Annotated in this window: 22 protein-coding genes; 6 read left to right on the top strand and 16 right to left on the bottom strand. The window is 58.0% G+C overall.

All coding sequences use genetic code 11. The annotated features are described in order from the left end of the window. Window positions 1-24 precede the first annotated feature (24 nt). The 5 genes from INF61_RS07250 to cmoB are packed head-to-tail and all read left to right on the top strand — an operon-like array spanning window position 25 to window position 3605. A complete protein-coding gene (locus INF61_RS07250; protein WP_015570278.1) occupies window positions 25-591 on the top strand; it encodes a hydrolase in 567 nt (188 codons plus the stop codon). Then, complete coding sequence (locus tag INF61_RS07245; protein WP_023303897.1) at window positions 588-1406, top strand: DUF72 domain-containing protein; 819 nt, start codon at window positions 588-590, stop codon at window positions 1404-1406. The genes INF61_RS07250 and INF61_RS07245 overlap by 4 nt, the downstream gene beginning before the upstream one ends. 51 nt (window positions 1407-1457) lie before the next feature. Beyond that, the gene (locus INF61_RS07240) at window positions 1458-1853 is read left to right on the top strand and encodes an MAPEG family protein (RefSeq protein WP_003859737.1); all 396 of its coding nucleotides are present in this window, start codon (window positions 1458-1460) and stop codon (window positions 1851-1853) included. A gap of 40 nt (window positions 1854-1893) precedes the next feature. Further along, the gene (gene cmoA, locus INF61_RS07235) at window positions 1894-2637 is read left to right on the top strand and encodes a carboxy-S-adenosyl-L-methionine synthase CmoA (protein WP_003859735.1); all 744 of its coding nucleotides are present in this window, start codon (window positions 1894-1896) and stop codon (window positions 2635-2637) included. Further along, complete coding sequence (gene cmoB, locus INF61_RS07230; RefSeq protein ID WP_015570275.1) at window positions 2634-3605, top strand: tRNA 5-methoxyuridine(34)/uridine 5-oxyacetic acid(34) synthase CmoB; 972 nt, start codon at window positions 2634-2636, stop codon at window positions 3603-3605. Before cmoA ends, cmoB begins: the two co-directional genes overlap by 4 nt. 174 nt (window positions 3606-3779) lie before the next feature. On the opposite strand, the gene cutC is transcribed toward cmoB, so the two are convergent. Both cutC and INF61_RS07220 read right to left on the bottom strand, forming a co-directional pair. Beyond that, window positions 3780-4523, bottom strand: coding sequence for a copper homeostasis protein CutC (gene cutC / locus INF61_RS07225; protein ID WP_193547650.1), 744 nt, complete (start codon window positions 4521-4523; stop codon window positions 3780-3782). A 78-nt stretch (window positions 4524-4601) separates the two neighbouring features. Further along, on the bottom strand, window positions 4602-5162 hold the full coding sequence (locus tag INF61_RS07220) for a VOC family protein (protein ID WP_015570274.1): 561 nt from the start codon (window positions 5160-5162) through the stop codon (window positions 4602-4604). Window positions 5163-5400: 238 nt separating this feature from the next. Between INF61_RS07220 and argS the strand changes: the two genes are divergently transcribed. Continuing rightward, window positions 5401-7134 carry an arginine--tRNA ligase gene (gene argS / locus INF61_RS07215; RefSeq protein ID WP_017693239.1) on the top strand — a complete coding sequence of 578 codons (1734 nt, stop codon included), beginning with the start codon at window positions 5401-5403 and terminating at the stop codon, window positions 7132-7134. A 34-nt stretch (window positions 7135-7168) separates the two neighbouring features. Here the strand turns inward: argS and INF61_RS07210 are convergent, their stop codons facing one another. The 14 genes from INF61_RS07210 to INF61_RS07145 form a co-directional block, all read right to left on the bottom strand. Then, complete coding sequence (locus INF61_RS07210; RefSeq protein WP_032672077.1) at window positions 7169-8308, bottom strand: glycoside hydrolase family 105 protein; 1140 nt, start codon at window positions 8306-8308, stop codon at window positions 7169-7171. Window positions 8309-8312: 4 nt separating this feature from the next. After that, window positions 8313-9896 (bottom strand): MFS transporter, encoded by a 1584-nt coding sequence (locus tag INF61_RS07205; protein WP_193547649.1) that lies wholly within the window; start codon window positions 9894-9896, stop codon window positions 8313-8315. A gap of 260 nt (window positions 9897-10156) precedes the next feature. Further along, on the bottom strand, window positions 10157-10549 hold the full coding sequence (locus INF61_RS07200; protein ID WP_023303901.1) for a flagellar protein FlhE: 393 nt from the start codon (window positions 10547-10549) through the stop codon (window positions 10157-10159). Next, on the bottom strand, window positions 10549-12627 hold the full coding sequence (gene flhA / locus INF61_RS07195) for a flagellar biosynthesis protein FlhA (protein WP_193547648.1): 2079 nt from the start codon (window positions 12625-12627) through the stop codon (window positions 10549-10551). The genes INF61_RS07200 and flhA overlap by 1 nt, the downstream gene beginning before the upstream one ends. Continuing rightward, complete coding sequence (gene flhB, locus INF61_RS07190; protein ID WP_193547647.1) at window positions 12620-13768, bottom strand: flagellar biosynthesis protein FlhB; 1149 nt, start codon at window positions 13766-13768, stop codon at window positions 12620-12622. The genes flhA and flhB overlap by 8 nt, the downstream gene beginning before the upstream one ends. A 150-nt stretch (window positions 13769-13918) precedes the next feature. Then, window positions 13919-14563 (bottom strand): protein phosphatase CheZ, encoded by a 645-nt coding sequence (gene cheZ, locus INF61_RS07185; RefSeq protein WP_003859718.1) that lies wholly within the window; start codon window positions 14561-14563, stop codon window positions 13919-13921. A 10-nt stretch (window positions 14564-14573) separates the two neighbouring features. Continuing rightward, window positions 14574-14963: a chemotaxis response regulator CheY gene (cheY, locus tag INF61_RS07180; protein ID WP_000763862.1), complete on the bottom strand. Its 390-nt coding sequence runs from the start codon at window positions 14961-14963 to the stop codon at window positions 14574-14576. A gap of 17 nt (window positions 14964-14980) precedes the next feature. Continuing rightward, window positions 14981-16030: a chemotaxis response regulator protein-glutamate methylesterase gene (locus INF61_RS07175; protein ID WP_193547646.1), complete on the bottom strand. Its 1050-nt coding sequence runs from the start codon at window positions 16028-16030 to the stop codon at window positions 14981-14983. Beyond that, on the bottom strand, window positions 16027-16893 hold the full coding sequence (gene cheR / locus INF61_RS07170; protein ID WP_017384409.1) for a protein-glutamate O-methyltransferase CheR: 867 nt from the start codon (window positions 16891-16893) through the stop codon (window positions 16027-16029). Before cheR ends, INF61_RS07175 begins: the two co-directional genes overlap by 4 nt. A gap of 19 nt (window positions 16894-16912) precedes the next feature. Further along, on the bottom strand, window positions 16913-18514 hold the full coding sequence (gene tap, locus INF61_RS07165; RefSeq protein ID WP_193547645.1) for a methyl-accepting chemotaxis protein IV: 1602 nt from the start codon (window positions 18512-18514) through the stop codon (window positions 16913-16915). 44 nt (window positions 18515-18558) lie between these two features. Then, window positions 18559-20226 carry a methyl-accepting chemotaxis protein II gene (gene tar / locus INF61_RS07160; RefSeq protein WP_069595858.1) on the bottom strand — a complete coding sequence of 556 codons (1668 nt, stop codon included), beginning with the start codon at window positions 20224-20226 and terminating at the stop codon, window positions 18559-18561. Between the two features lie 85 nt (window positions 20227-20311). Continuing rightward, complete coding sequence (locus tag INF61_RS07155; protein ID WP_017384412.1) at window positions 20312-21274, bottom strand: spore coat U domain-containing protein; 963 nt, start codon at window positions 21272-21274, stop codon at window positions 20312-20314. Further along, entirely contained in the window at window positions 21271-23655 is a 2385-nt protein-coding gene (locus INF61_RS07150) for a fimbria/pilus outer membrane usher protein (protein WP_193547644.1), read from the bottom strand. The genes INF61_RS07155 and INF61_RS07150 overlap by 4 nt, the downstream gene beginning before the upstream one ends. Then, window positions 23631-24392 (bottom strand): molecular chaperone, encoded by a 762-nt coding sequence (locus tag INF61_RS07145; protein ID WP_032671661.1) that lies wholly within the window; start codon window positions 24390-24392, stop codon window positions 23631-23633. Before INF61_RS07145 ends, INF61_RS07150 begins: the two co-directional genes overlap by 25 nt. Window positions 24393-24402: the final 10 nt, after the last annotated feature.

Here is a 24402-nt window from a genome sequence, read left to right as displayed (position 1 = left end):
AGCAATCATTTGACGGGAGTGACGATGTTTACACTTGATGCCACCAAAACAGCCCTTGTGGTCATTGATTTACAGGAAGGCATTCTGCCTTTTGCCGGTGGTCCGCACACCGCTGACGATGTGGTCAGCCGCGCTGCGCGCCTGGCAGAAAAATGCCGCGCCAGCGGCTCGCCTGTTGTTATGGTGCGCGTCGGCTGGTCCGCTGATTTCGCCGAAGCGTTAAAACAGCCGGTTGATGCCAAGGCCCCGGCGCAGGCGCTGCCGGACAACTGGTGGACATATCCTGTCTCGCTCGGTAAACGCGACAGCGATATAGAAGTCACCAAACGCCAGTGGGGCGCATTCTACGGCACCGACCTGGAGCTCCAGCTGCGCCGTCGCGGGATCGACACGATTATTCTGTGCGGGATCTCCACCAACATCGGTGTGGAATCCACCGCCCGTAACGCCTGGGAGCTGGGCTTTAACCTGGTGATCGCGGAAGATGCGTGCAGCGCAGCCTCTGCGGATCAGCACCAGGGCAGCATGACCCATATCTTCCCGCGTATCGGTCGCGTGCGCAGCACGGATGAGATCCTCAGCGCGCTATGATGTACGTGGGCCTGCCCCAGTGGTCGCACCCGAAATGGGTGCGCCTGGGTATTACCAGCCTTGAAGAGTATGCCCGACACTTTAACTGCGTTGAGGGCAATACCACGCTGTACGCTCTGCCCCGCGCGGAGATCGTCGAACGCTGGCGCGAGCAAACCAGCGACGACTTCCGCTTTTGCTTTAAATTCCCGGCGACCATCTCCCACAACGCCGCGCTGCGCAACTGCGATGATTTAACCCACGAGTTTTTCACCCGGATGTCGCCTCTGGCCAACCGTATTGGCCAGTACTGGCTCCAGCTTCCCGCCACGTTTGGCCCGCGCGACCTGCCTGCCCTCTGGCAGTTTCTCGACGCCCTGCCGCATGGCTTCACCTACGGCGTAGAAGTAAGGCATCCGGAATTCTTTGCCAAGGGCGACGCGGAGAAAGCGCTCAATCGCGGCCTGCATGAACGATCGGTCAACCGCGTGATCCTCGACAGCCGCCCCGTACATAGCGCAATCCCGCACAGCGAAGCCGTTGTTGATGCCCAGCGCAAAAAACCGAAAGTGCCCGTCCACGCGATCGTAACGGCACAGAACCCGATGGTCCGGTTTATCGGCAGCGATAACATGCAGCAAAATGAGGAGATGTTCGCCGTCTGGCTGCAAACGCTGGCGAAATGGGAGCACACCACCACGCCGTACCTTTTTTTACATACGCCGGATATCGCACAGGCGCCTGAACTGGTCGATGCTCTCTGGCAGGCCTTGCAGCAGGCGGTTCCGTCGGTTGGCCCCGCGCCGTCCATCCCACAACAATCTTCTCTTTTCTGAAATCACCCCCTATCATAGAGACGTGCCATCTGCCAAAAACAGGGAGTTAGTATGGTCAGCGCGCTGTATGCGGTGTTAGGTGCATTACTGCTGATTAAGTTTTCATTTGATGTTGTGCGCCTGAGAATGCAGTACCGCGTCTCGTACGGTGACGGGGGCTTTTCTGAGCTACAAAGCGCAATCCGCATCCACGGCAACGCGGTCGAGTACATTCCCGTCGCGTTAATTTTACTGCTGTTAATGGAGATGGATGGCGCAGAAACCTGGATGGTGCACGTCTGTGGGCTGCTGCTGATAGCAGGGCGTTTGATGCATTATTATGGTTTTCACCACCGCCTGATCCGCTGGCGTCGTTCTGGCATGAGCGCGACCTGGTGCTCGCTTTTGCTGATGGTGCTGGCTAACCTTTGGTATATGCCGTGGGAGTTGGTTTTCTCCTTCCATTAGCGCACAATATGCCCCTTTATTTTTCCCGGATTTTTACGTTATGTCAGATCGCGACACGCTTTTTTCCGCGCCTATCGCCAGCCTGGGCGACTGGACCTTTGATGAACGGGTAGCCGAAGTCTTCCCGGATATGATCCAGCGCTCTGTTCCCGGTTATTCCAATATTATCTCCATGATCGGCATGCTGGCGGAGCGTTTTGTTCAACCCGGCACTCAGGTCTATGACCTGGGCTGTTCGCTGGGAGCGGCAACGCTGTCCATTCGTCGTAACGTTCATCACGAAGGCTGCAAGATTGTGGCTGTCGATAACTCACCGGCCATGGTCGAACGCTGCCGTCGCCACATTGACGCGTATAAAGCCCCTACGCCTGTGGAGGTGGTAGAAGGCGATATCCGCGATATCGACATCCAGAACGCCTCGATGGTGGTACTGAACTTTACCCTTCAGTTCCTGGTGCCGGACGATCGTCAGCGGTTGCTGGATAAAATTTATCAGGGCCTGAACCCGGGCGGCGCGCTGGTGTTGTCTGAGAAATTCAGCTTTGAAGACGCCAGCGTGGGCGAACTGCTGTTCAACATGCACCATGATTTCAAGCGTGCAAATGGCTACAGCGAGCTGGAGATCAGCCAGAAGCGCAGCATGCTTGAAAACGTCATGCTGACGGATTCCGTAGAAACCCACAAAGCGCGCCTGCGCAAAGCCGGATTTGAACACAGCGAACTGTGGTTCCAGTGCTTTAACTTTGGTTCTCTGGTGGCGCTTAAAGCCGGAGACGCAGCATGATCGAGTTCGGTAATTTCTATCAGCTGATTGCCAAAAACCACCTTTCCCACTGGCTGGAAACCCTGCCTGCTCAAATTGCCACCTGGCAGCGCGATCAGCAGCATGGTCTGTTGAAGCAGTGGTCCAACGCCGTGGAGTTTCTGCCTGAACTGACGCCTCATCGTCTGGATTTGCTGCACAGCGTGACGGCGGAGAGCGAAGAGCCGCTCCCGGCCGGGCAGATCAACCGCATCGAAACGCTGATGCGTAACCTGATGCCGTGGCGCAAAGGGCCGTTCTCGCTGTACGGTGTAAATATCAACACCGAGTGGCGCTCTGACTGGAAGTGGGATCGCGTTCTGCCGCATTTATCCGACCTGACCGGGCGCACCATTCTGGACGTGGGCTGCGGTAGCGGCTATCACATGTGGCGCATGATCGGCGCAGGCGCGCATCTGGCCGTCGGTATCGATCCGATGCAGCTGTTCCTGTGCCAGTTTGAAGCGGTGCGTAAGCTGCTGGGTAACGACCAGCGTGCGCACCTGCTGCCGCTGGGTATCGAGCAACTCCCTGCCCTGAAAGCGTTTGATACCGTTTTCTCGATGGGCGTGCTGTACCACCGTCGTTCCCCGCTGGAGCATCTCTGGCAGTTGAAAGATCAGCTGGTCAGCGGCGGCGAACTGGTGCTGGAAACGCTGGTCATCGAAGGCGATGAACATGCCGTTCTGGTGCCGGGCGATCGCTATGCGCAGATGCGCAACGTTTACTTCATCCCTTCCGCGCTGGCGCTGAAGAACTGGCTGGAGAAATGTGGATTTGTCGATGTACGCATCGCCGATGTGTGCGTGACGTCGGTTGAGGAACAGCGCCGCACCGACTGGATGATCACCGAATCGCTGGAGCAATTCCTCGACCCGGACGATCACAGTAAAACCATAGAAGGCTATCCGGCCCCGATGCGTGCGGTATTGATTGCGACCAAGCCGTAGCCTTTAGCCGGGTGGCGGCTGCGCCTTACCCGGCCTACGCGTGATTTCGTAGGCCCGGTAAGCGCAGCGCCACCGGGCAAAAAAGAAAAAAAGGCCCCTGTGTAATTTGCAGGGGCCTGGTACAAGCAAGCATCATATTGGGCGACATGATGCGCGGTAAAAATCGGTACGTTGCTACACGTGATGACGTTCAATCAACGATTTCATTACCGCAACCGACTCTCCATCCACACCGTAGCGTGAGTACTCATCCGCTTCAGCATCCGTCGACATTGACAACCCTGTATTGCGATAACGCATGGGTGAAGGTATCCATTTACCCGCCGAGCTGTGCAGCTCTTCCACCCCTGCGTTTAAAAACAGTTCCAGATTGCTGGCGCGTACTCCTGCGCCCGCCATGATTATTGGAACACCGGAATGTGCTTTTAGTTCCGTAATTAATTTCAGTCCTTTTTCAGCCGAGGACTGCTGGCCCGACGTCAGAACGCGCGCCACGCCCAGTTCTGCCAGCATATCAAAGGCTTGTATCGGATCCTTACACATATCGAACGCACGATGAAAAGTGACCGCCATCCCCCGGGCGGCGCGCATGACCTGACGCATACGCGGAAGATCGATGTTGCCGTCTTCGTCCAGCACACCGATCACCAGCCCCGGAAAACCGGAATCACGGACGAGGGCGATATCCTCAAGCATGGCACTGAACTCACCCGCCGTATAACAAAAATCACCGCCGCGCGGGCGAATAATCGGGTGCACCGGAATAGTGATGGCCTGACGGGCTGATTTCAGCACGCCAAAGGACGGGGTTAATCCTCCTTCTTTCGGTGCCGCGCAAAGCTCGATGCGATCGGCCCCCTGCCGTTGCGCAGTGACGGCACACTCCACGCTGTAACAACAAATTTCCAGCAGCGCCATGTCATCCTCCTTAAATTTCACTCAACGTACCATCGTGGCACGTTGCCCGATTGATGTCTGGATCGACGCTCACAATGCTTACGCTTCGCTGGCGACGATCTGCTCGATAGTCCAGGGATGGAATTTCACCGTCACGTTGCCGTCCGTTACGGCAAGCGTAGGGTTCGGTAAGCGTTCGCGCTCCCCTTTTGGCGAGCTGGTTTTGACGAAAATACCCGGCTGGCTTAACCCCTCGTCGGAAAGCAGCGCCAGCGCACGGGCGTTCAGCGTCTCGGGCTCCCCAGGCAGAACAATTTCGATATGCTCCCAGCCTTCGTGCGGATAACGCTTCTCTCCTGGCCAGGGCAGTTCCACAACGGTGAATTGCCAGTGCGCCACCGTTACCGGCGCGTGAAGTTTGAACAGGCAGATCGGGCGACCGTTAATGATATTCTCCGACAGCAGTTCTCCGCACTGCTCAAAGCCACGCCGCCAGCGTTCGGCGGTGGCATTCTGGTGGCAGCGCAAAGAGATGTGATCGGCCTCAAGCGGCGCGATATCCAGCCCGAGACGGGTGGCAAGTTCTGTGAACGCCTGAGTGAAGCGCGGTAAATCTGCGGAAATATCATGCAGTTCGTCAATGGTATGCCAGTTCGCCATAGGTCAGTCTCGTTTCGTGTCGCAAAGCCGCTAATTTACTCTGTTGCCCTCTGTCGACCAACCGCAGAATCACGGTTTTTTCGACTGCATGATTATGCATACCGTCTTCGCCTGGATTCTGAGCGATCTTCGCCCCCCGCAGGGCTGACGCCCGAAGGCATTTGCAGTATACTCCCGCCCTAAATTCTTAAACTGGCGTGGGTGTTTTTTACCCGCATCAAAAACGTAAGGTATCCAGGTGAATATTCAGGCTCTTCTCTCAGAAAAAGTCAGTCAGGCACTGATTGCCGCAGGTGCGCCTGCGGATTGCGAACCACAGGTTCGTCAGTCAGCGAAAGTACAGTTTGGCGACTATCAGGCTAATGGCGTGATGGCAGTGGCTAAAAAACTGGGCATGCCGCCGCGACAGCTCGCTGAGCAGGTACTGACGCATCTGGATCTCACCGGCATCGCCAGCAAAACCGAAATCGCCGGTCCAGGCTTTATCAACATTTTCCTTGAGCCTGCATTCCTCGCAAGCCACGTTGACGCGGCGCTGAAGTCTGACCGTCTGGGCGTGGCTCAGCCAGAAGCGCAGACCGTGGTGGTTGACTACTCCGCGCCAAACGTGGCGAAAGAGATGCACGTCGGTCACCTGCGCTCCACCATCATCGGTGACGCGGCGGTGCGTACCCTGGAGTTCCTTGGTCACAAGGTGATCCGCGCTAACCACGTAGGCGACTGGGGCACGCAGTTCGGCATGCTGATCGCGTATCTGGAAAAGCAGCAGCAGGAAAACGCAGGCGAAATGGCGCTGGCAGACCTGGAAGGTTTCTACCGTGAAGCCAAAAAGCACTATGACGAAGATGAAGCCTTCGCCGAGCGCGCGCGCAGCTACGTGGTGAAACTTCAAGGCGGCGACCCGTACTTCCTCGAGATGTGGCGCAGGCTGGTGGATATTACCATGTCCCAGAATCAGCTCACCTATAACCGTCTGAACGTGACCCTGACCCGTGACGACGTGATGGGTGAAAGCCTGTATAACCCGATGCTGCCAGGCATTGTGGCGGACCTGAAAGCTAAAAATCTGGCGGTGGAAAGCGAAGGCGCAACGGTGGTGTTCCTTGATGAGTATAAAAACAAGGAAGGCGAACCGATGGGTGTGATCGTCCAGAAAAAGGATGGCGGCTATCTCTACACCACCACCGACATCGCCTGTGCGAAATACCGTTACGAAACCCTGCATGCGGATCGCGTGCTGTATTACATCGACTCCCGTCAGCACCAGCACCTGATGCAGGCGTGGACTATCGTGCGTAAAGCGGGTTATGTGCCGGATTCCGTGCCGCTGGAACATCACATGTTCGGCATGATGCTGGGTAAAGACGGTAAGCCGTTCAAAACCCGTGCGGGCGGCACCGTGAAGCTTTCCGATCTGCTGGATGAAGCGCTGGAACGCGCGCGTCGCCTGGTGGCCGAGAAGAACCCGGATATGCCAGCAGACGAGCTGGAGAAACTGGCTAACGCGGTTGGGATCGGCGCGGTGAAATACGCGGATCTCTCCAAGAACCGTACCACCGACTATATCTTCGACTGGGACAACATGCTGGCGTTTGAAGGCAACACGGCGCCATATATGCAGTACGCTTATACCCGCGTACTCTCCGTCTTCCGTAAAGCCAATATCGACGAAAGCGTGCTGGCGAATGCTACGGTGACCCTTACCGAAGACCGTGAAGCACAGCTGGCTGCCCGCCTGCTTCAGTTCGAAGAGACGCTCTCCGTGGTCGCGCGTGACGGTACGCCGCACGTTATGTGTGCATACCTGTACGATCTGGCCGGTCTGTTCTCTGGCTTCTACGAACACTGCCCTATCCTCTCTGCCGAGAGCGAAGCGGTGCGTCACAGCCGCCTGAAGCTGGCGCAGCTGACGGCGAAGACACTGAAGCTCGGTCTGGATACCCTGGGTATCGAAACCGTAGAACGTATGTAAAAAAGAAACCCGGCGAGCGCCGGGTTTTTTATTATCAGAAATATTTCCGCAAATATTCCGTCAGACACAGAACCGCCATTGCCTGGCCATACGGCATCGAGGTCAGCGGTATCTGGCGGTAAAACGCCAGATCGCTTCCCATCCCCGTCCCGAAGGACGTTTGCAGCAGCTCCCCTTCCGGCGAGATGTTTTGCACGATGCCGCGAATCGCTTTCTCCGCCACCTCTGCGTACTCTGCGCCGACATAACGCTTGCGCACGGCTTTCAGAATGCCGTAAGCAAACCCTGCCGTGGCCGACGCCTCCAGATAAGAATCAGGATCGTCCAGCAGCGTATGCCACAATCCACTCTCGTCCTGACATTTTGCCAGTGCGGCGATCTGCGCGTTCAGTACCTGCACCAGATAGCGACGAACGGCGTTGTTTTCCGGCAGATCCACCAGCTCGAGGAAATCCGGGATCACGATGGTCAGCCAGCTGTTGCCGCGCGCCCAGCGGGCCCGGGCAAAGTTGTGATTACCGTCGTAATTCCAGCCGTGGAACCACAGCCCGGTCTCCCGATCCATCAGATTCTGTACGTGGAGCAGGAACTGATAGATCGCCTCCTCGACGTACTCCGGCTTGTTCAGCAGCTTGCCGATTTTCGCCAGCGGCAGCACCGTCATCATCAGCGTGTCATCCCACATCTGCTGATGGTTCTCTTCCGCCAGGGTGATGTGCTGCATGCCGCCATGTTCGGTGCGCGGCATCTCATTCATCGCCCATTCCGCCCAGCTTTCCAGCCACGGCAGCCAGGCAGGGTTTTTGGTCTCTTCGTAGCGATACGCCAGCGTCAGGAACGGCGACATGGTATTCACGTTTTTGGTGGTTGCGCCTTCAGCGAAACGGTCAGCAAACCAGCTGTCGATAATCTCGCGCATGCCTTCGTCACCGGTCTGGCAGTAATACTGCCAGATACCGTATAAACCGACGCCGTGGGTCCATTCCCATCCGGCCCAGCCTTTGGTGTCGATCACGCGCCCGTCGTCCAGCCGCAGCAAAAACTCACCCGTTTTGTCGTGGATATTGACCAGGTTATGCGTCACCTTTTGAATCAGCGATTTCAGCTCATCCCTGGCGATAAAGCGCTCAGGCTGACGCAGTAACGGGCTATGTTTGACAGGCCAAACTTTCATCATCTTAACCTCTGTTGTATGTCGAATTCAGTACCGCGCGTTCCTTCAGCGAAGGGGCCGCCGGCTTATTGCGATTCAGATAACCGATGTTGTTGTTGCCCCACAGGGATTCATACGGCATTCCCGCCAGCATCTCCACGGTAGCGCGGGCCTGCGGGGTCACCGCCTCTGGCATCGCATGGCCGGACTCGCGCATTTTCGCGGTCTCTTCACGCAGGGTGCTGTGAGTCTGCAAATTGAGTTTGAAGCGCAGGGAGACAAGGAAGCCGCAGAACAGCACCAGAATAGTGCCAACGCTCAGGATCATCAGAATGGTGTGGCTCACTTCCGCAGGCTGCACTTTTTGCCCGCTGACAAAGCCCGACATCTGCATCACGATCCCCACCAGCATCACCGCACCGGCCTGAGACGCTTTACGGGTCAGCGTCATGATGCCCGCGAAGATCCCTTCGCGACGCTGACCGGTGATCACTTCGTCCACGTCAGCAATGTAGGTGTAGGTATTCCACGGTACGTAGTTGATACCCCCGCGGCCAAGACCGGCAACCGCAGAGATCAGCAGCAGCAGAGCGTAAACGTCGCTCAGGCCCGCGTAATAAAGCACCGCGTAAGAGAGCGAGGCCAGACCAAACAGCACGACCACCATGCGGTAAGACGGCGCAGGTCCGAAGCGAATGCACAGCGGGATCATGCCGATCACGGCGAGGAACTGGAAGATGGCCATCGTGCCCAGCAGGTTGGACGCCATTGACGCCTCCTGCATCAGCACAAATACCACGTAATAGGTGAACACCGCATTAAAGACGTCCTGGGCGATGTAGCCGCCAAGGTACATCCCCAGATGCTGGCGGAAAATCTTGATGCGCAGCGTCGAACTTAATTCGACAAAAAGACGGTTCAGGCTCTGGCCCAGGGTCAGCTTTTTCTTCTCTTCCTCGGCACGCAGAGCCGCTTCAGACCACTCTTCCCGCGGACGCTCCCAGGTGAAGAACCAGACGAAAGTAAGCATCAGCGCGCAGAGTACGGAGAAGACCAGGCTTGCATAGAAGAAGGAGATCGCGTTGTCTTTGCCGAAATGCGTGAGCAGGATCCCCGGCAGGAAGGAGGCCAGAATGGCGGACATCTGCGCCATAGAGATTCGCGCCCCGGAGAATTTGGTTTTCTGTTTGAAATCGTCCGTCATCTCCGGCACCAGCGTTTCGTACGGCACCAGGATCATGGTGTAGACGATATCAAAGATCAGATAGGTCAGCAGGTAGTACCAGAAACTCATGTCCCCTACCCACATCAGCGAGTAGCTGAAAACGCAGGGAATACCGAGCAGGATGAAGAACTTACGACGGCCAAAACGCTTGCCCAGCCAGGTGGTGCCAAAGTTATCGGTTAAAAAGCCCATTAACGGGCTGACAACCGCATCCAGCACCCTTGCGGCAGCGAAGATAAAGGTTGCTTCAATCGGTGTGAGTCCACAGAAGGTGGTATAAAAATACAAAAGCCAGGCGGCCGTCAGGGCGGTAGTCCCCGCCCCGAGGAAGTCCCCTGACCCGTAAGCAAAATAATTTGCGAGTCCAATTTTACGTGTTTTCATTGCCGTCAACCCTAATCAGTTTTGGGAGACTCCCTGTAAGCAACCTCGTCCGGGAGTTTTTACACGGCTACAGTAAAAGTATCGACCTGTTGATACCTTTCTGTTTCTGCCATCACAAAGTGGTGAATGGCAAAAACGCAAAGAGTGTCAATACGCGTGTCACTGATTTATAAAACAGCGTTTCTTTTGTATCAAAAGGGAAGGTCATTTTTGCGAGCCAGCCTTCAGAAATGCCTGGAGACTGGCGAAAAGGCGGGCAGTTAGCGGTAGTTGACGAGCACCTCGTTGCGCTGAACCTTCAGCGCCGGGATCAGACGTCCACCGCCTGGCACTTCCCAGATAAAGCGTAAAGGCTCCTGAGCAGACACCCCGTTGAAGGCCTGGGTAGTGCCACGTTGACCCTCGATTTCCGCGCAGCGGGTCAGCGAGCACAGCCGCACCCGCAACCCGGCCGGTGTGGGTCCCGTCAGGGTGTAATTCCAGGCCACCAGCGTCATCTGCCCGGACACGGGCTCAGAGGCGGACAGCGGACGGGAGGAGATCGACTCACCCCGATGGTTGAGCGTCAAGCCGATACTGCTGGCCTGCCATGCCCCCTCGCCTGCGGCCTGCGCCGCCAACGGGAAAAGTAAGATCCACAGCCACTTACGCATTATTTCCCTCCTATGGTCGCCGTCATGCGAATATTGCGGTTATCGGACAGCTCCATATTCGACAGCACTACCAGCTGGTTCAGGCTCCGGCGCAGGAAGCGCGACAGCAACGGACGCAGCGCGTGATTCACCAGCAGCACCGGCGGCGCGCCCAGCATCTCCTGACGCGCCAGCGCCTCCTGGGTTTGCGCCAGTAATCTGTCCGCCAGACCCGGCTCCAGCCCGCCACCGCCCTGCAACGCCTGAAGCAGCAGACGTTCCAGCGGCGTGTCCAGGCCAATGACCTGCACTTCGCCGGTTCCCGGGAACCATTGCTGGGTAATGGCGCGTCCAAGCGCCACGCGCACCACCGCCGTCAGTTCGTGCGGATCGCTTTGCAGCGGCGCATGTTCGGCCAGCGTCTCAAGGATGGTACGCATATCGCGAATGGGCACCTTCTCATCGAGCAGATTTTGCAGCACTTTGTGCAGGGTGGTTAAGGTCAGTACGCCCGGCACCAAATCTTCGGTCAGCTTCGGCATCTCCTGCGTTACGCGGTCGAGCAGCTGCTGCGCCTCCTGACGTCCAAACAGTTCCGCGGAGAACTGGCCAATCAGGTGGTTGAGGTGCGTTGCCACCACGGTACTGGCCTCAACGACCGTGTAACCCTGAATCTGGGCCTGCTCTTTCAGGGCGCTCTCAATCCAGATTGCCGCCAGACCAAAGGCCGGGTCGGTCGTCTGCTCACCCGGCAGCGTGCCTGCGGCGGTGCCCGGGTTAATCGCCAGCCAGCGGCCGGGGTACGCATCACCGCTGCCGATTTCCACCCCTTTCATCAGGATGCGGTAGCGCGCGGGCGGGAGATCCATATTGTCCCGGATGTGGACCACCGGCGGCAGGAAGCCCATATCCTGGGCGAATTTTTTACGAATGCTGCGGATACGGCCAAGCAGCTCACCATCCTGCTGGAAATCCACCATCGGGATCAGGCGGTACCCCACTTCCATCCCCAGCGAATCTTCGAGCTGTACGTCGTTCCAGGTGGCTTCCACCGCCTGGGTGTTCTCAGGCATTTTGACCGGCGCAGGCTCTGCCTTAGGCTGCGTTTCCCGGCCACGCATCCACCAGGCAAGCCCCAGCAGCGCAGCGGTGAACAGCAGGAATACCAGGTTTGGCATGCCCGGCACCATACCGAGCAGGCCCAGCACCGCCGCGGAGAGCAGCATAACGCGCGGGTTGCTGAAGAGCTGCCCCACCATCTGCTCGCCCACGTCCTGATCGGTACTGACGCGAGTCACAATCACGCCCGCCGCGGTGGAGATCACCAGCGCCGGGATCTGCGCCACCAGACCATCACCAATGGTCAGCAGCGTATAGCTTTCCGCTGCGTGGCCCATGTCCATGCCGTGTTGCAGCACGCCGACAAGCAGGCCGCCGACGACGTTAATCACCATGATCAGAATGCCCGCGATGGCGTCACCGCGCACAAACTTACTCGCACCGTCCATGGAGCCGTAGAAATCTGCCTCCTTGGTCACTTCAGCACGGCGTTTTTTCGCTTCATCTTCCGCGATCAGCCCGGCATTCAGGTCCGCGTCGATGGCCATCTGCTTGCCCGGCATCCCGTCGAGCACGAAGCGCGCGCCCACTTCTGCGATACGCCCCGCCCCTTTAGTGATAACCATGAAGTTAATAATCACCAGAATGACGAACACCACGATACCGATGGCGAAGTTGCCGCCCACCAGGAAGTGACCGAAGGCTTCGACCACCTTGCCCGCCGCCGCCGCGCCGGTGTGCCCTTCCATCAGGATGATACGCGTGGAGGCAACGTTCAGCGCCAGGCGCAGCAGCGTGGTGAACAGCAGGATCGTTGGAAACGCGGCGAACTCCAGCGTGCGCTGGGTGAACATCGCCACCAGCAACACCATGATGGACAACGCAATGTTGAAGGTGAAAAGCAGGTCGAGGATAAATGCCGGTAACGGCAGCACCATCATCGACAGAATTAGCAGGATCAGAATCGGTCCGGCAAGGATCTGCCATTGCGTCGATTTCAGGTTGCCGGGCAGGCGCAACATTGCCACCAGATTAGCCATCAGTGTCCTTCTCGTTCAAAAAATCCAGTGCTTCAGGCACCGGCAGGTTCTCAGGTTTTACAGGTCGTTGACCGCCCGCTAAACGCCAGCGTTTCAGTTGCCACACCCAGGCCAGCACCTCTGCGACAGCGGCGTAGAGCTGGCCCGGGATCTGTTGTCCAATTTCCGCGTGGCGATACAGCGCGCGAGCCAGCGGCGGTGCTTCCAGGATCGGCACACGGTTTTCCGTGGCGATTTCACGAATGCGCAGCGCAATCAGCCCGGCCCCTTTCGCCACCACTTTCGGCGCGCTCATTTTGTTTTCGTCGTACTGAAGCGCCACGGAGTAGTGAGTCGGGTTGGTGACGATGACGTCGGCTTTCGGCACATCTTCCATCATGCGCCGACGCGCGGCGGCGCGCTGCATCTGGCGGATACGGCCCTTAACGTGCGGGTCGCCTTCCATCTGCTTATATTCATCGCGGATGTCCTGACGCGACATTCGCAGCTTTTTGATATGGGAAAAGATCTGGAAGATAACGTCGAACGCCACCATCGGAATAATGCTGAGTACCACCAGCAGCGAGCATAACCCGACCAGGTTCAGGGCATTCTTCATCGCCGTCATCGGGGACTCGCTGATCAGGCGCATCATCTCCGGCCAGTGGTGCCACAAAAAAAAACCGGCGGTACTGCCCATAAGAAGCGATTTCAGGATCGCTTTAAGAAGCTCAGCCCCGGTTTGCGCGGAAAACATTTTCGCAATGCCGGGGAACGGATTGAGCTTAGAGAATTTCGGTTGCAGCGATTTTCCGCTGAACACCAGGCCACCGAGCATGACCGGCGAAACCAGGGCCACGATGACCACGCCCGCGATCAGCGGCAGCAAGGCGAGCATCGCGCTTTTCACAAGGTTGATGATCTGAATGAGGATCAGATTGGGGTCATTGACCATGCTGTGATCAAAACGTAAGCCAGCCGAGAGCATTCCCGCCAGTCTGCGGGCAAGCATCTCCCCGCCCCACCAGATTATGCAGACGCCCACCACCAGGATCAGCAGGGATGTCAGCTCTCGGGATCGGGGGATCTGCCCATCCTCACGGGCTTTTTCAAGTCGGTGGGGTGTGGGGGCTTCTGTTTTGTCGTCGTTCTCTTCTGCCACTGTGCCTGCTCGCAGCCCATTAATTCACGGGTATCATGCCAGCGCAGAGAAAATCCAATGGCGGGAAAAGCCCGTTTATTCGGGCTCTTTTCGCTGTTTTTATTCTGAGCTGCCTCAGGCCGCGTTAACGACCTGAGGCAGAACGCGCAATCAGAAACCAAGACTGTCCAGCAGATCGTCCACCTGATCCTGGCTTGCCACCACGCCCGCTTTGCTGGTGTCAAGCTGTGGACCATTGAGCAGGCTTTCGTTCTCGCGTTTCGGACGGGCAGCCGGTTCCGGTATGTTCTCCAGCAGCACCATCAGCAGCTGACGTTCAATCTCCTGAATCACATCCATCATGCGCTTGATCACCTGGCCGGTGAGGTCCTGGAAATCCTGTGCCATCATGATGTCCAGCAGCTGGGCATTGGTGAAGCTGGTGTGCCCCGGCACGTCACCCAGGTACTGACGGGTATCCGTTACCAGTTCGCGGGCATCCGCCAGCTCAATAGGGTTCTCAAACCACTCATCCCAGCGTTTGCTCAGCGCTTTCGCCCCCTTCTCCATCGCATCCTGGTGCGGCTGCGAGGCTTCAACGCTGTTCAGCGCACGCTCCGCCGCCTGCGCGGTCATCTGCACGACGTAGTCCAGACGGTCGCGCGCGTCAGGGATGGCTTCCGCCGCTTCGGCGATAGCCTGGTCCAGCCCCAGCTCGCGCAGGCTGTCGCGCAGCATGCGGGTCAGGCTACCAATGCGGGCAATAATGTCGCTCGGCGAATGTTCTTCAACGGGTTTCATAGCAGGTTGCAACATATCCATCACCTCACATGCCGAGTTTCTCGAAGATCTTCCCGAGCTTCTCTTCCAGAGTCGCCGCGGTGAATGGCTTCACCACGTAGCCGCTTGCGCCCGCCTGTGCAGCGGCAATAATGTTCTCTTTCTTCGCTTCTGCGGTCACCATCAGCACCGGCAGAGAGGCCATGCCCGCATCCGCGCGGATGGTTTTCAGCAGTTCGAGACCGTCCATGTTCGGCATGTTCCAGTCGGAAATCACAAAACCAAACCCGCCAGCCTGGAGTTTGTTCAGCGCATCCACCCCGTCTTCTGCTTCTTCAACATTGTTGAAGCCCAGCTCTTTCAGCAGGTTGCGCACAATGCGACGCATGGTGGAAAAGTCATCCACAACCAAAAACTTAAGCTCTTTATCCGCCATAAAATAATACTCCTGAGTCAAATACGTATTGCCTGTCCGGCACTGATTTTCGCCAGCATCTGCTGGCTTACCTGGCTAAGATCGACCACTTCGCTTACGCCACCCATATTGATGGCCTCGCGCGGCATGCCGAACACCACACAACTTGCTTCATTCTGCGCAATCGTCCAGGCACCAGCCTGGTGCATCGCAAGCATTCCGGCGGCGCCGTCGTTGCCCATCCCCGTCAGGATCACCCCAACGGCGTTGCGCCCCGCATGTTTCGCCACCGAATGAAACAGCACATCCACCGACGGACGGTGCCGGTTAACCGGCGGCCCGTCATGAATTTTGATTTGATAGTTCGCCCCGCTGCGCGCCAGCTCCATGTGCTTGTCACCCGGGGCGATATAGGCGTGACTCGGCAGCACGCGCTCGCCATCTTCCGCCTCTTTCACGCTGATCTGACACAGCTTATTCAGGCGCTCCGCGAACGAACGGGTAAACCCTGGCGGCATATGTTGCGTAATCAGGATACCCGGGCTTGAGAGCGGCAATGGCTGGAGTACATGGCGAATTGCCTCTGTTCCTCCGGTTGACGCCCCAATGACCAGCAACTTTTCCGAGCTGAGTAACGGCCCTGCCTTCAGGGTTGCCGGAGCTGCCATCGGCTTGTGGGCCGCGAGTTTTGCGCGCGACGCGGTACGGATTTTCTCGGCGATCATCTCGCTGTACGCCAGCATCCCCTCGCGAATGCCGAGCTGCGGCTTGGTGACAAAATCCACCGCCCCCAGCTCCAGCGCGCGCAGGGTGATTTCTGAACCTTTACCGGTCAGAGATGACACCATCACCACCGGCATCGGGCGCAGGCGCATTAATTTTTCCAGGAAATCGATGCCATCCATGCGCGGCATTTCAACATCCAGCGTCAGCACGTCGGGGTTATATTTTTTGATTAAATCCCGCGCGACCAGCGGATCGGGTGCTGTCGCCACCATCTCCATATCGCTGTGGCTATTGATGATTTCGGTCATGATCTGACGCATCAGCGCCGAATCATCGACAGACAATACCCTGATTTTACTCATGCTTTTTCCTTACTCAGCGCATATACCGTTTGCCCACGCAGGCTAAACTCACGCACGAGGTTGCTGAAGTTTTCCGAGTGCCCGGCAAACAGTAAACCGTCAGGCTTGAGCAACGGAACAAAGCGACGCAGGATGTCCTGTTGCGTCGTTTTATCAAAATAGATCATCACGTTACGGCAAAAAATGGCGTCGAATGGCCCCGGCACGTTGTACTGCTTATCCAGTAAATTAACGGGAGCAAATTCCACGCAGTTCGCCAGCTCCTGGCGTACGCGCACCAGTCCTTCATGCGGGCCGGTACCGCGCATGAAGTAACGCTGTAGCTGCTGAGGAGACAGCGTTTTAAGCTCATCCTGGCGATAAACGCCGTTACGGGCTTTTTCCAGCACTTCGGTATCGATGTCGCTGGCGTACACTTTCCAGCGGCCCGGCGCCATGCCCAGGGTGTCCGCCAGGGTGATGGCCAGCGAGTACGGTTCTTCCCCGGTAGAGGCCGCCGCGCTCCAGACGCGATACTCTCCGCTACGGCGACGGGCGTGTTCCGCCAGCACCGGGAAGTGATGCGCCTCGCGGAAAAACGCGGTCAGGTTGGTGGTTAATGAGTTGATAAATGCCTGCCATTCGGCGCTGTTCTGGTTCGCTTCGAGCATGCTCAGATAGCGGCCAAAATCATCCAGCCCCAGCGTACGCAAGCGCCGCACCAGCCGGTTGTAGACCATGTCTCGCTTATGGTCCGCAAGCACGATCCCCGCACGCTGGTAGATTAACTGACATATCCGACGAAAATGCGCGTCGGACAGCGCGAGGCGCTGTGTCATCTGCAACAATAATGACGTTTGCCCTGAGGGCATGGGTGATGTCATAGCGCCTTCTTAATCACATTCAGGATACAACGGGCACGGCCTGTGACCGTCCGACTTCTGTTACTGCTTCAACGTGCTCTTTCACATTAAATACGGCGACCAACCCGGTAAGGTGATCCGCCTGGTTTGCCAGCTGATCGGTAGCCGCCGCCGCCTCTTCCACCAGTGAGGCGTTCTGCTGCGTAACCTGATCCATCTGTGTAACGGCCTGCGCCACCAGCTCAATACCACGGCGTTGTTCATCAGACGCCGAGGCAATCTCGCCCATAATGTCGTTAACCCGCGTCACGGAGGTGACAATCTCGTGCATGGTCTGCGCGGCGGTATCCACCAGCGCGGAGCCCTGCTGAACGCGGGAGACCGACTCTTCTATCAGCCCTTTGATCTCTTTCGCCGCATTGGCGCTGCGGCTGGCGAGGTTTCGGACTTCACCGGCAACCACCGCGAACCCGCGCCCCTGCTCCCCGGCACGCGCCGCTTCAACGGCCGCGTTCAGCGCCAGAATATTGGTCTGGAACGCGATACCGTCGATGACGCTGATAATGTCGCCAATTTTCTGCGAGCTGTCGGCAATCTCCTGCATCGTGCTGGCGACGTGAGAGGCCTGATCGCCCCCACGTTTCGCCGTCATCGCCGCCTGTTTTGACAAGTCGGACGCCTGACGCGCGTTATCGGCGTTCTGGCTTACCGTCGCGGTCAGCTGCTCCATGCTGGCCGCCGTCTGCGCCAGCGATGCCGCCTGCTGTTCGGTGCGGGATGAGAGATCGTTATTGCCTGCCGCAATCTCGGAGATCCCGGTATGCATGGCGTAACTGCCCTGGCGAACGTTGCTTACCGTTTCCCGCAACGACCCCTGCATCGCCTTCAGGCTGGCGAAAATCGCTGATATCTCATTCCTGCCATACACGGCCACCGGACGCGCCAGATCGCCCTTCGCCATACTGTCGAAGTGGCTGCTGACGATGGCCAGCGGCTGGACGATCATTTTGCGCGACCACCACAGCGAGCCGCCGGTCAGCAGGGCGGCCAGGATCACCATGGTCAGGAAAATCGCCCCTGACATGCGGTAGCTGGTACGGCTGTCCGCACCGGCACGCGCCACAAACTGGTTAATATCCTGCTGCCAGGCGTTAAAGCTGCCGTCGAACGCCGCCTGAGACGCCTGCACCGGCGCGGTCAGGAAGTCAGAAAGCTGGTTGTTCTCCAGCCACGTCGCCTGATGGTCGAGATCGCCGTACCACACATCAAAGGTCTTTTTCATGGCGACTTTCAGCGCTTTCTCTTTCTCACTGACCGCCTCCTGCGCCGTAAAGGCCTTAAACTGCGCGTCGGCCTGCTTCAGGCTGCTGCGGGCCACGACCATCAGCGCCTTAATATCCTCCGGCGGATAGCTCAGCGCGGTTAACGTCCCTGCTTTGTTCAGCGCAGTGCTTGCCTGCAACAGCACGGCACGCGTTTGTGCCAGTGCGGAGCGCTGCTGATTACTCGTCTCAACTTCCTGCAAATTCTGATAGCCATCGCGAAACGCCCAGAAAGACAACCCGTTACTGCCAACCTGCAAAACCCCACACAGGATCAGAATCAAAAACAGTGTGGTCGAGATACGAATACGATTAAACATCCACGCTCCCATCAAGCGGCAAGCAGCCGCGGTTTAATTGTCAGTCAAAATGTTTCCCAGTTTTCATCTTGTCCGGTCACCGCTGCGCGCGTACGTGTTGTCACGGGCGCCGGGGTTGCTTCGCTGTACGCCGACCGCGAGCTGACCGTATTTGTCGTTTTTGAAGTAAGACGGAACGCCGAGACGGCCATTTTCAGGCGGCTCGCCTGGTCCTCCAGCGCAGCGGCCGCGGCAGCGGACTCCTGCACCAGGGCGGCGTTTTGCTGCGTCACACGATCCATTTCCGATACCGCCAGGGCGACCTGGTCAATACCACGACTCTGCTCATCCGATGCAGAGGCGATTTCACCCATGATGTCCGTCACGCGCGTCACGGCATTCACGATGTCATTCATGGTTTCACCCGCACTTTCCACCAGCACCGAGCCGGTATCCACGCGTGAACCAGAGTCTTCAATCAGGGCTTTGATCTCTTTTGCCGCATTGGCGCTGCGGCTGGCGAGGTTACGCACTTCGCCGGCGACCACGGCAAACCCGCGCCCCTGCTCGCCCGCACGCGCCGCTTCAACGGCCGCGTTCAGCGCCAGGATATTGGTCTGGAAGGCGATACCGTCGATTACGCTGATGATATCGGCGATTTTCTTCGAGCTGTCGGCAATGTCATGCATGGTTTTCACCACGCCGTCGACCACCCGACCGCCGCGCTGGGCGGTGTCGGACGCGCTTTCTGCAAGCTGCGACGCCTGGCGGGCGTTATCGGCATTCTGCTTCACGGTCGCGGTGAGCTGCTCCATGCTGGCCGCCGTCTCTTCCAGAGCGGATGCCTGCTGTTCGGTACGGGACGAGAGATCGTTGTTGCCCATCGCGATTTCACTCGTGCCGGTATAGATGGCATCCGCCCCCTCGCGCACGTTGGCGACGGTATCAATCAGCGAACGCTGCATATGGTCGACGCTGGTTGCCAGCTCGGTGATCTCATTGCGGCCAGAAACGGTCAGCGTTTTCGTGAGATCGCCCCGGCCAATATCACGGATATGGGCAATGACGCGGCCAAGCGGGTTAAGAAGGATATGACGAATGCCGTACCACACGGCCACCAGTACGATGACCAGCGCGAGGGCGAGAACCGCCATCTGCCATTTAGCGAAACGGTAGTCGTTCTGGCTTTGCGTGAACGCGGAGTGATAAAGCTCGCCGCTGGCTTTAGCGTACTCGCCGAGCGCCGCGCCGAGGGCGTTCTGCATTCCCTGGGTCGGCTGCGCGAAATAGGCGTCCATATTACCCTTCTCCAGGAACTGCACCAGCTCCGTGAGGCCGGCGAAGTAGGCCTGATATTTTTCATCTATGTTCGCGCTCGCCTGCGCCATTGCCGGCTGAGGGGCGATTTTTTTGAAGGCGTCGTAATGTTTCGCCGCGTCTGCCAGCGTGGCGCGCGCATTCTTCAGCAGTTCCGTTTTTGCGCTGCTCTGCTGGTTATTTGGGTCCATCATCATGCGGGCAGACGAGCGGCTCAGGTTGATACGCGTCTGCAACATCAGATCCCAGGTCGTGGTCAGTTCGCTTTGCTGCATTCGCAAATCGTTCGAGGCCGCGAAGCTGTCCTGGTTCTGTTTTAACGACGAGAAAAAGAGGCCGCCAGAAGTAAGCTGAAGAAGTGCGAAAATGACCAGCACCATCATAAGCATTGTGACAACGCGGATACGGTTCAACATACAACACCTTCTCATAGATTTATTAACGGTGTTATCGGCACAGGCCACAGGAACTTTACATTTGCGAAAGGGAAAAGCGCGGGAGTCAGAATGCGACGTCGACAATCAGCGTGTCGGTGTAGGTTCCGGCAGGCGGCGTGGCCTGGCTGGTCAGAACTTTGGCGGTGTAGTTGTAGGTACGTAAAAGCCCGTCCGTACTGACCTGCGATGAGCTGGCGCTGGCCCAGCGCTCGCTGCCGCTGCTACCCCAGCGGTTGCTGGTCGCCTCTTTGTAGATGTCGTAACTCATGAAGTTGCTGCCGCTGACCATACGACGCACGTTGTTCAGGGCATTTGCCCCATTATTAATGCCTATGGTGTAGGTGCTGCCTTTGGTGCAGGTGACGGCAACCGACTGTGAAACGGTGGGAAAATTTTGCACCAGCGGCGCGCTGTTAAAATTCACGTCCGGCGTGGTCATGGTGCTGCAATCGTTGGTGACGGTCATGTTGAGGAGGATCGAGGTGGTTGCCGTGCCGGTTTGCGGGGTCAGGCACGCTCCGACCGCGCCAACGGCGCACACGTTGTAGTTAATGCTGAACGTTAACAACACCTGATACGGCCCGGCGGTGACGTTCTGCCCCATTACGGTCCGGAAATAAAGGGGAATGTTGTAGCGCCTTGAACCCAGCAGCCCGAGCAGCGTGTTTCCGCTCCAGGTATAGGCTTTGCTGATTTGTATTTCACTGTTTCCGCCGCAGCCGGACGCCCCGCACAGCCGCGCAGGGATGACATCGGTAATAGCCGCGTTGTCCGTACGCTTCATGGTCGCCCGGCTATTCGCGAAGACGGATGCCGAGGTGTAATTCAGCGTCACCGAGTCGTTGGTTAACAGGTTGAGAACGGTATCGCAGGTCACCACCAGCGTGCCCGTCGTTTCCACTTCCCCGGTGCCGCTGAGTGCGAACGAGGTGACGCTGCCAAACGAGGCATTCACCGTACTGACGGTACAGGCCGCCCAGCTGCCGCCGGAGCACAGCAGCAGGAGCGCGATTAACAGGCGTCTCACGGCGCCTCCCGACAGGTCAGCGGACCGTATGTTTGCAGCTTATGTGCAGGGTTTGCGCCAACGGTCAGCGTTGCCGTACAGCGTTTACCCTCCGGGGTGATGACCTCGAGCGGATTCACGTCGTTGAGGTTTTCCAGCCAGGCGAGGCCGTCGTAGCCGACAACCGCGCTGCTGCGCGACGCGCGTCTGACCTGGCTTCCTACCGGGATCGCATTGCCCTGCGCATCGTGCAGGATCACGCTGGCAACCCGCTCCTGCTCCATCGGAAAATCCACCAGATAACCGTTATGCCGACGAATCGCCACCCGACGCTCGGTCTCTTTCAGCCGGGTATCCGCGGGTAAGTTCAGGGTATCAATGCGGTAACTTGCCGGGTAATAGGCGGAAACGCCGCTCACCAGCAGATAGCCTTTGTTATTGGTTTTTCCGACCGGCTGGTTTTCGTAGCTGACGGGAACATCCGGATGACCGTCGGTGCTGATCACCACAAACGCATCGTTGATTTTGTTCGCCGCAAACAGCTCACCGTCCATCAGCACGACAGAGCCCATCGCCTCGCCCCACCAGGTCATCATGCCCTTCTCACCGTAGCCGCCGCCCTGTAGCTCCACGTTGTTATTCCGCCAGCCGAGCGTGGCCTGCTGATAGTTACTCGACCGCGACTGGTTGGCCCAGGCCATGTTCCAGCTAAATCCGCCGTCTGAAGGCATCGAGTGGTTGTAGTTAATGCGTTGAGTGCTGCCTGCGTCAGGGGTGTTTTCAAAGGTGACGGCGGCGCTGTCACGTTCGCCGAGGGGAACCTGCAACGACAGCGCAACCGTCCAGTCGCCTCGCTGATGGTCACGGCTGGCAGCCAGATAAATACTGCTTGAGCCCCACAGATTACGGCTCCAGGAGAGGTTGAGCAGCTCAGTTTTCTGGCTGTCAAAACTCTCAACGCCGATCCACGCCGCGCCGATATTGCCGTATCCGCCGAGGTTAAAGGTTAAGGAATACTGGTCGGTATTGCGGCTCAGGCTGGCAACGGGGTTATCATTTTCATCATAAACGGTGGGCTGATCGTACAGGGCGAGATTGCCAAAACCACGATCACGTCGGGTATGCTGGGTCGCTACGCTAAACTCGCTGGTGTTGTATTGATAGCCCCAGTTTATCTGGCCGCCGCTATCGCCGCGCATGCGGCTTTGGGTCCACGAGGTATTTACCACGCCAAAACGCCCGAGCTTCAGTACCGTGCCCGCGCCGCCAAGCGCCAGCGACTCCGCCCCTTCCGCATGCCCCTCCAGCGTCAGCCAGTCGGTCACCCCGTAGCGGTACGATCCGCTGCCCGCCGCCGGGCCATAGTCAAAATTCTCAATACCGTAGTTACGCCGCAGGCTGCCCAGCGTCACGGCGCCGTCGCTTAACCCCTGCTTAAGCAGATCGCTGCTGACATAAAACGGCAGCGTGGTACTCACCTGACGACCCAGCGCATCAGTGGTAACCAGTACTGCATCGCCAGCACCGTTGATATACGGCAGATTGGTGAGGGTAAACGGCCCCGGCTGAAGGCGGGTGGAGCCGGAACGGTAGCCATTAATAAAGAGATCGACCGAGGTCGGGACAGCCGCCTCGCCGGAAAACGCCGGCAGCGGCCAGGTCACCAGATCCGGACGCAGGGAGAAGTCGCGCCCGTAGCTGATCCCGCCCATGCGCACGCTGGTGCTCCAGCTCAGCGCATCGCTGATGACGTCCCCGGCGGACCAGGTGGTGGCATCCTCTTCGTTGGTGATCAGTAAGGTAGAGTCATAACGCACGTACCCTTCCTGCTGCCCGCTGTTACCGGTGAAATTCTGCCGGGCGTAACCCGTCGATGAAAATGAATAATCCTCATTGAAATAGCGGAACTCGTGCCATACCGACGCCTGGCCGCCCGTGTGTTCGGAATGGTTGGTATAAACGTCGTAATTGAGCAGCGCGCCGCGGCCATAGTGCGGTTTGCTTTGCGTGCTCTGTTCGCTGAACGGCGTGATCCGTGCCGCGACCCAGTCCCGGGGGACCGTCAGCAACAGGCGCTGGGCCGTACTGTCGTACTCTGCGCGTACCGACGTAAGCGTCGAGAGATTCACCTCTCCGGCTGGCACATGCGCGGGCGGCAGCCCGGCGCGGAGCAAATCCGCGCCCGAAATAAACCAGGCGCCCTCACGCTGCGTCACCGGCACCACCAGACCCGTGTCATAGTGGTTCAGCACCAGGACGAGCTGAAATACTGCTTCGCCGTTCATCGTCCGTGCATCCGGCGGCGGCGGTAAACTGTCGTCGCCGGTTTCGGCAAAGGCGCTGGTACTGACGCAAAGCAGGATCATCATCGCCGGTTTCAGTTGACGGGCGTCGATTGCCATTGCGTATCCCTGGCATTAATTTGCGCGCTCATCCGGTTCGGCTGATAAATCCCTGCCGGAAGCGGCCAGCTTCGGGTGCTGCCTGGCAGCACATAACCCAACAGCCCCTCGGCAACCGTGCGTTTTTGCCCGCCCTGCTCAACCGTAACCTGGCTGAGCCGGACGTGCACATCCCCCTGATTACGGACCTGAAGCGCGGGTTTCCCCCCTTCCTGAACGACCCGCCAGCTCAGCTGTTGAGTATTCGCCAGCGCGTGGTGCGCCCCTTCGTTGAGGGTGGGGATCCCCTGCCCATAAACAAATAAGGGAATGGAATAGCGCATTTGCAGTTTGAGGCCCATGGACGGTTCCGCTTTGGCATCCGGCTGGGGAATTTCATCCACAATAATGCGGTAGGCCTGCTCAACCCCCGACGGGATTGTCCCCTGCTTGATCAGGCGAATAAGCTGTTTACTGCCTTTGGCGATGGTCACGATCGGCGGGCTGGCGACCACATCCTGCTGGGCGGTGTAACGCTCATATCCTCCCTCCTGCTTCCAGCGCACAATACGCACCTGCATTGTCGTGGCGCTGTTGCCCTGATTCTGGATCCACAATTCAGTTGCTCTGGCCTCTGCCGAAAGCCACGGATCGATGGGCCACAAAAGAATGGTTGCCGCTGCCTGCGCCTGGCTCGCTGCCAGAGCCGTTGCCCCCAACAGACCCACCAGGCCTGATCGCCTGAAAAATGGCTTCATCGATGTTCTC

It is taken from the genome of Enterobacter cloacae complex sp. P18RS, assembly GCF_014982105.1.
In the GTDB taxonomy this organism is placed as follows: domain Bacteria; phylum Pseudomonadota; class Gammaproteobacteria; order Enterobacterales; family Enterobacteriaceae; genus Enterobacter; species Enterobacter hormaechei_C.
The sequence above is the reverse complement of the archived record's forward strand: the minus strand, read 5'-3'. Positions and strand labels throughout refer to the sequence as shown.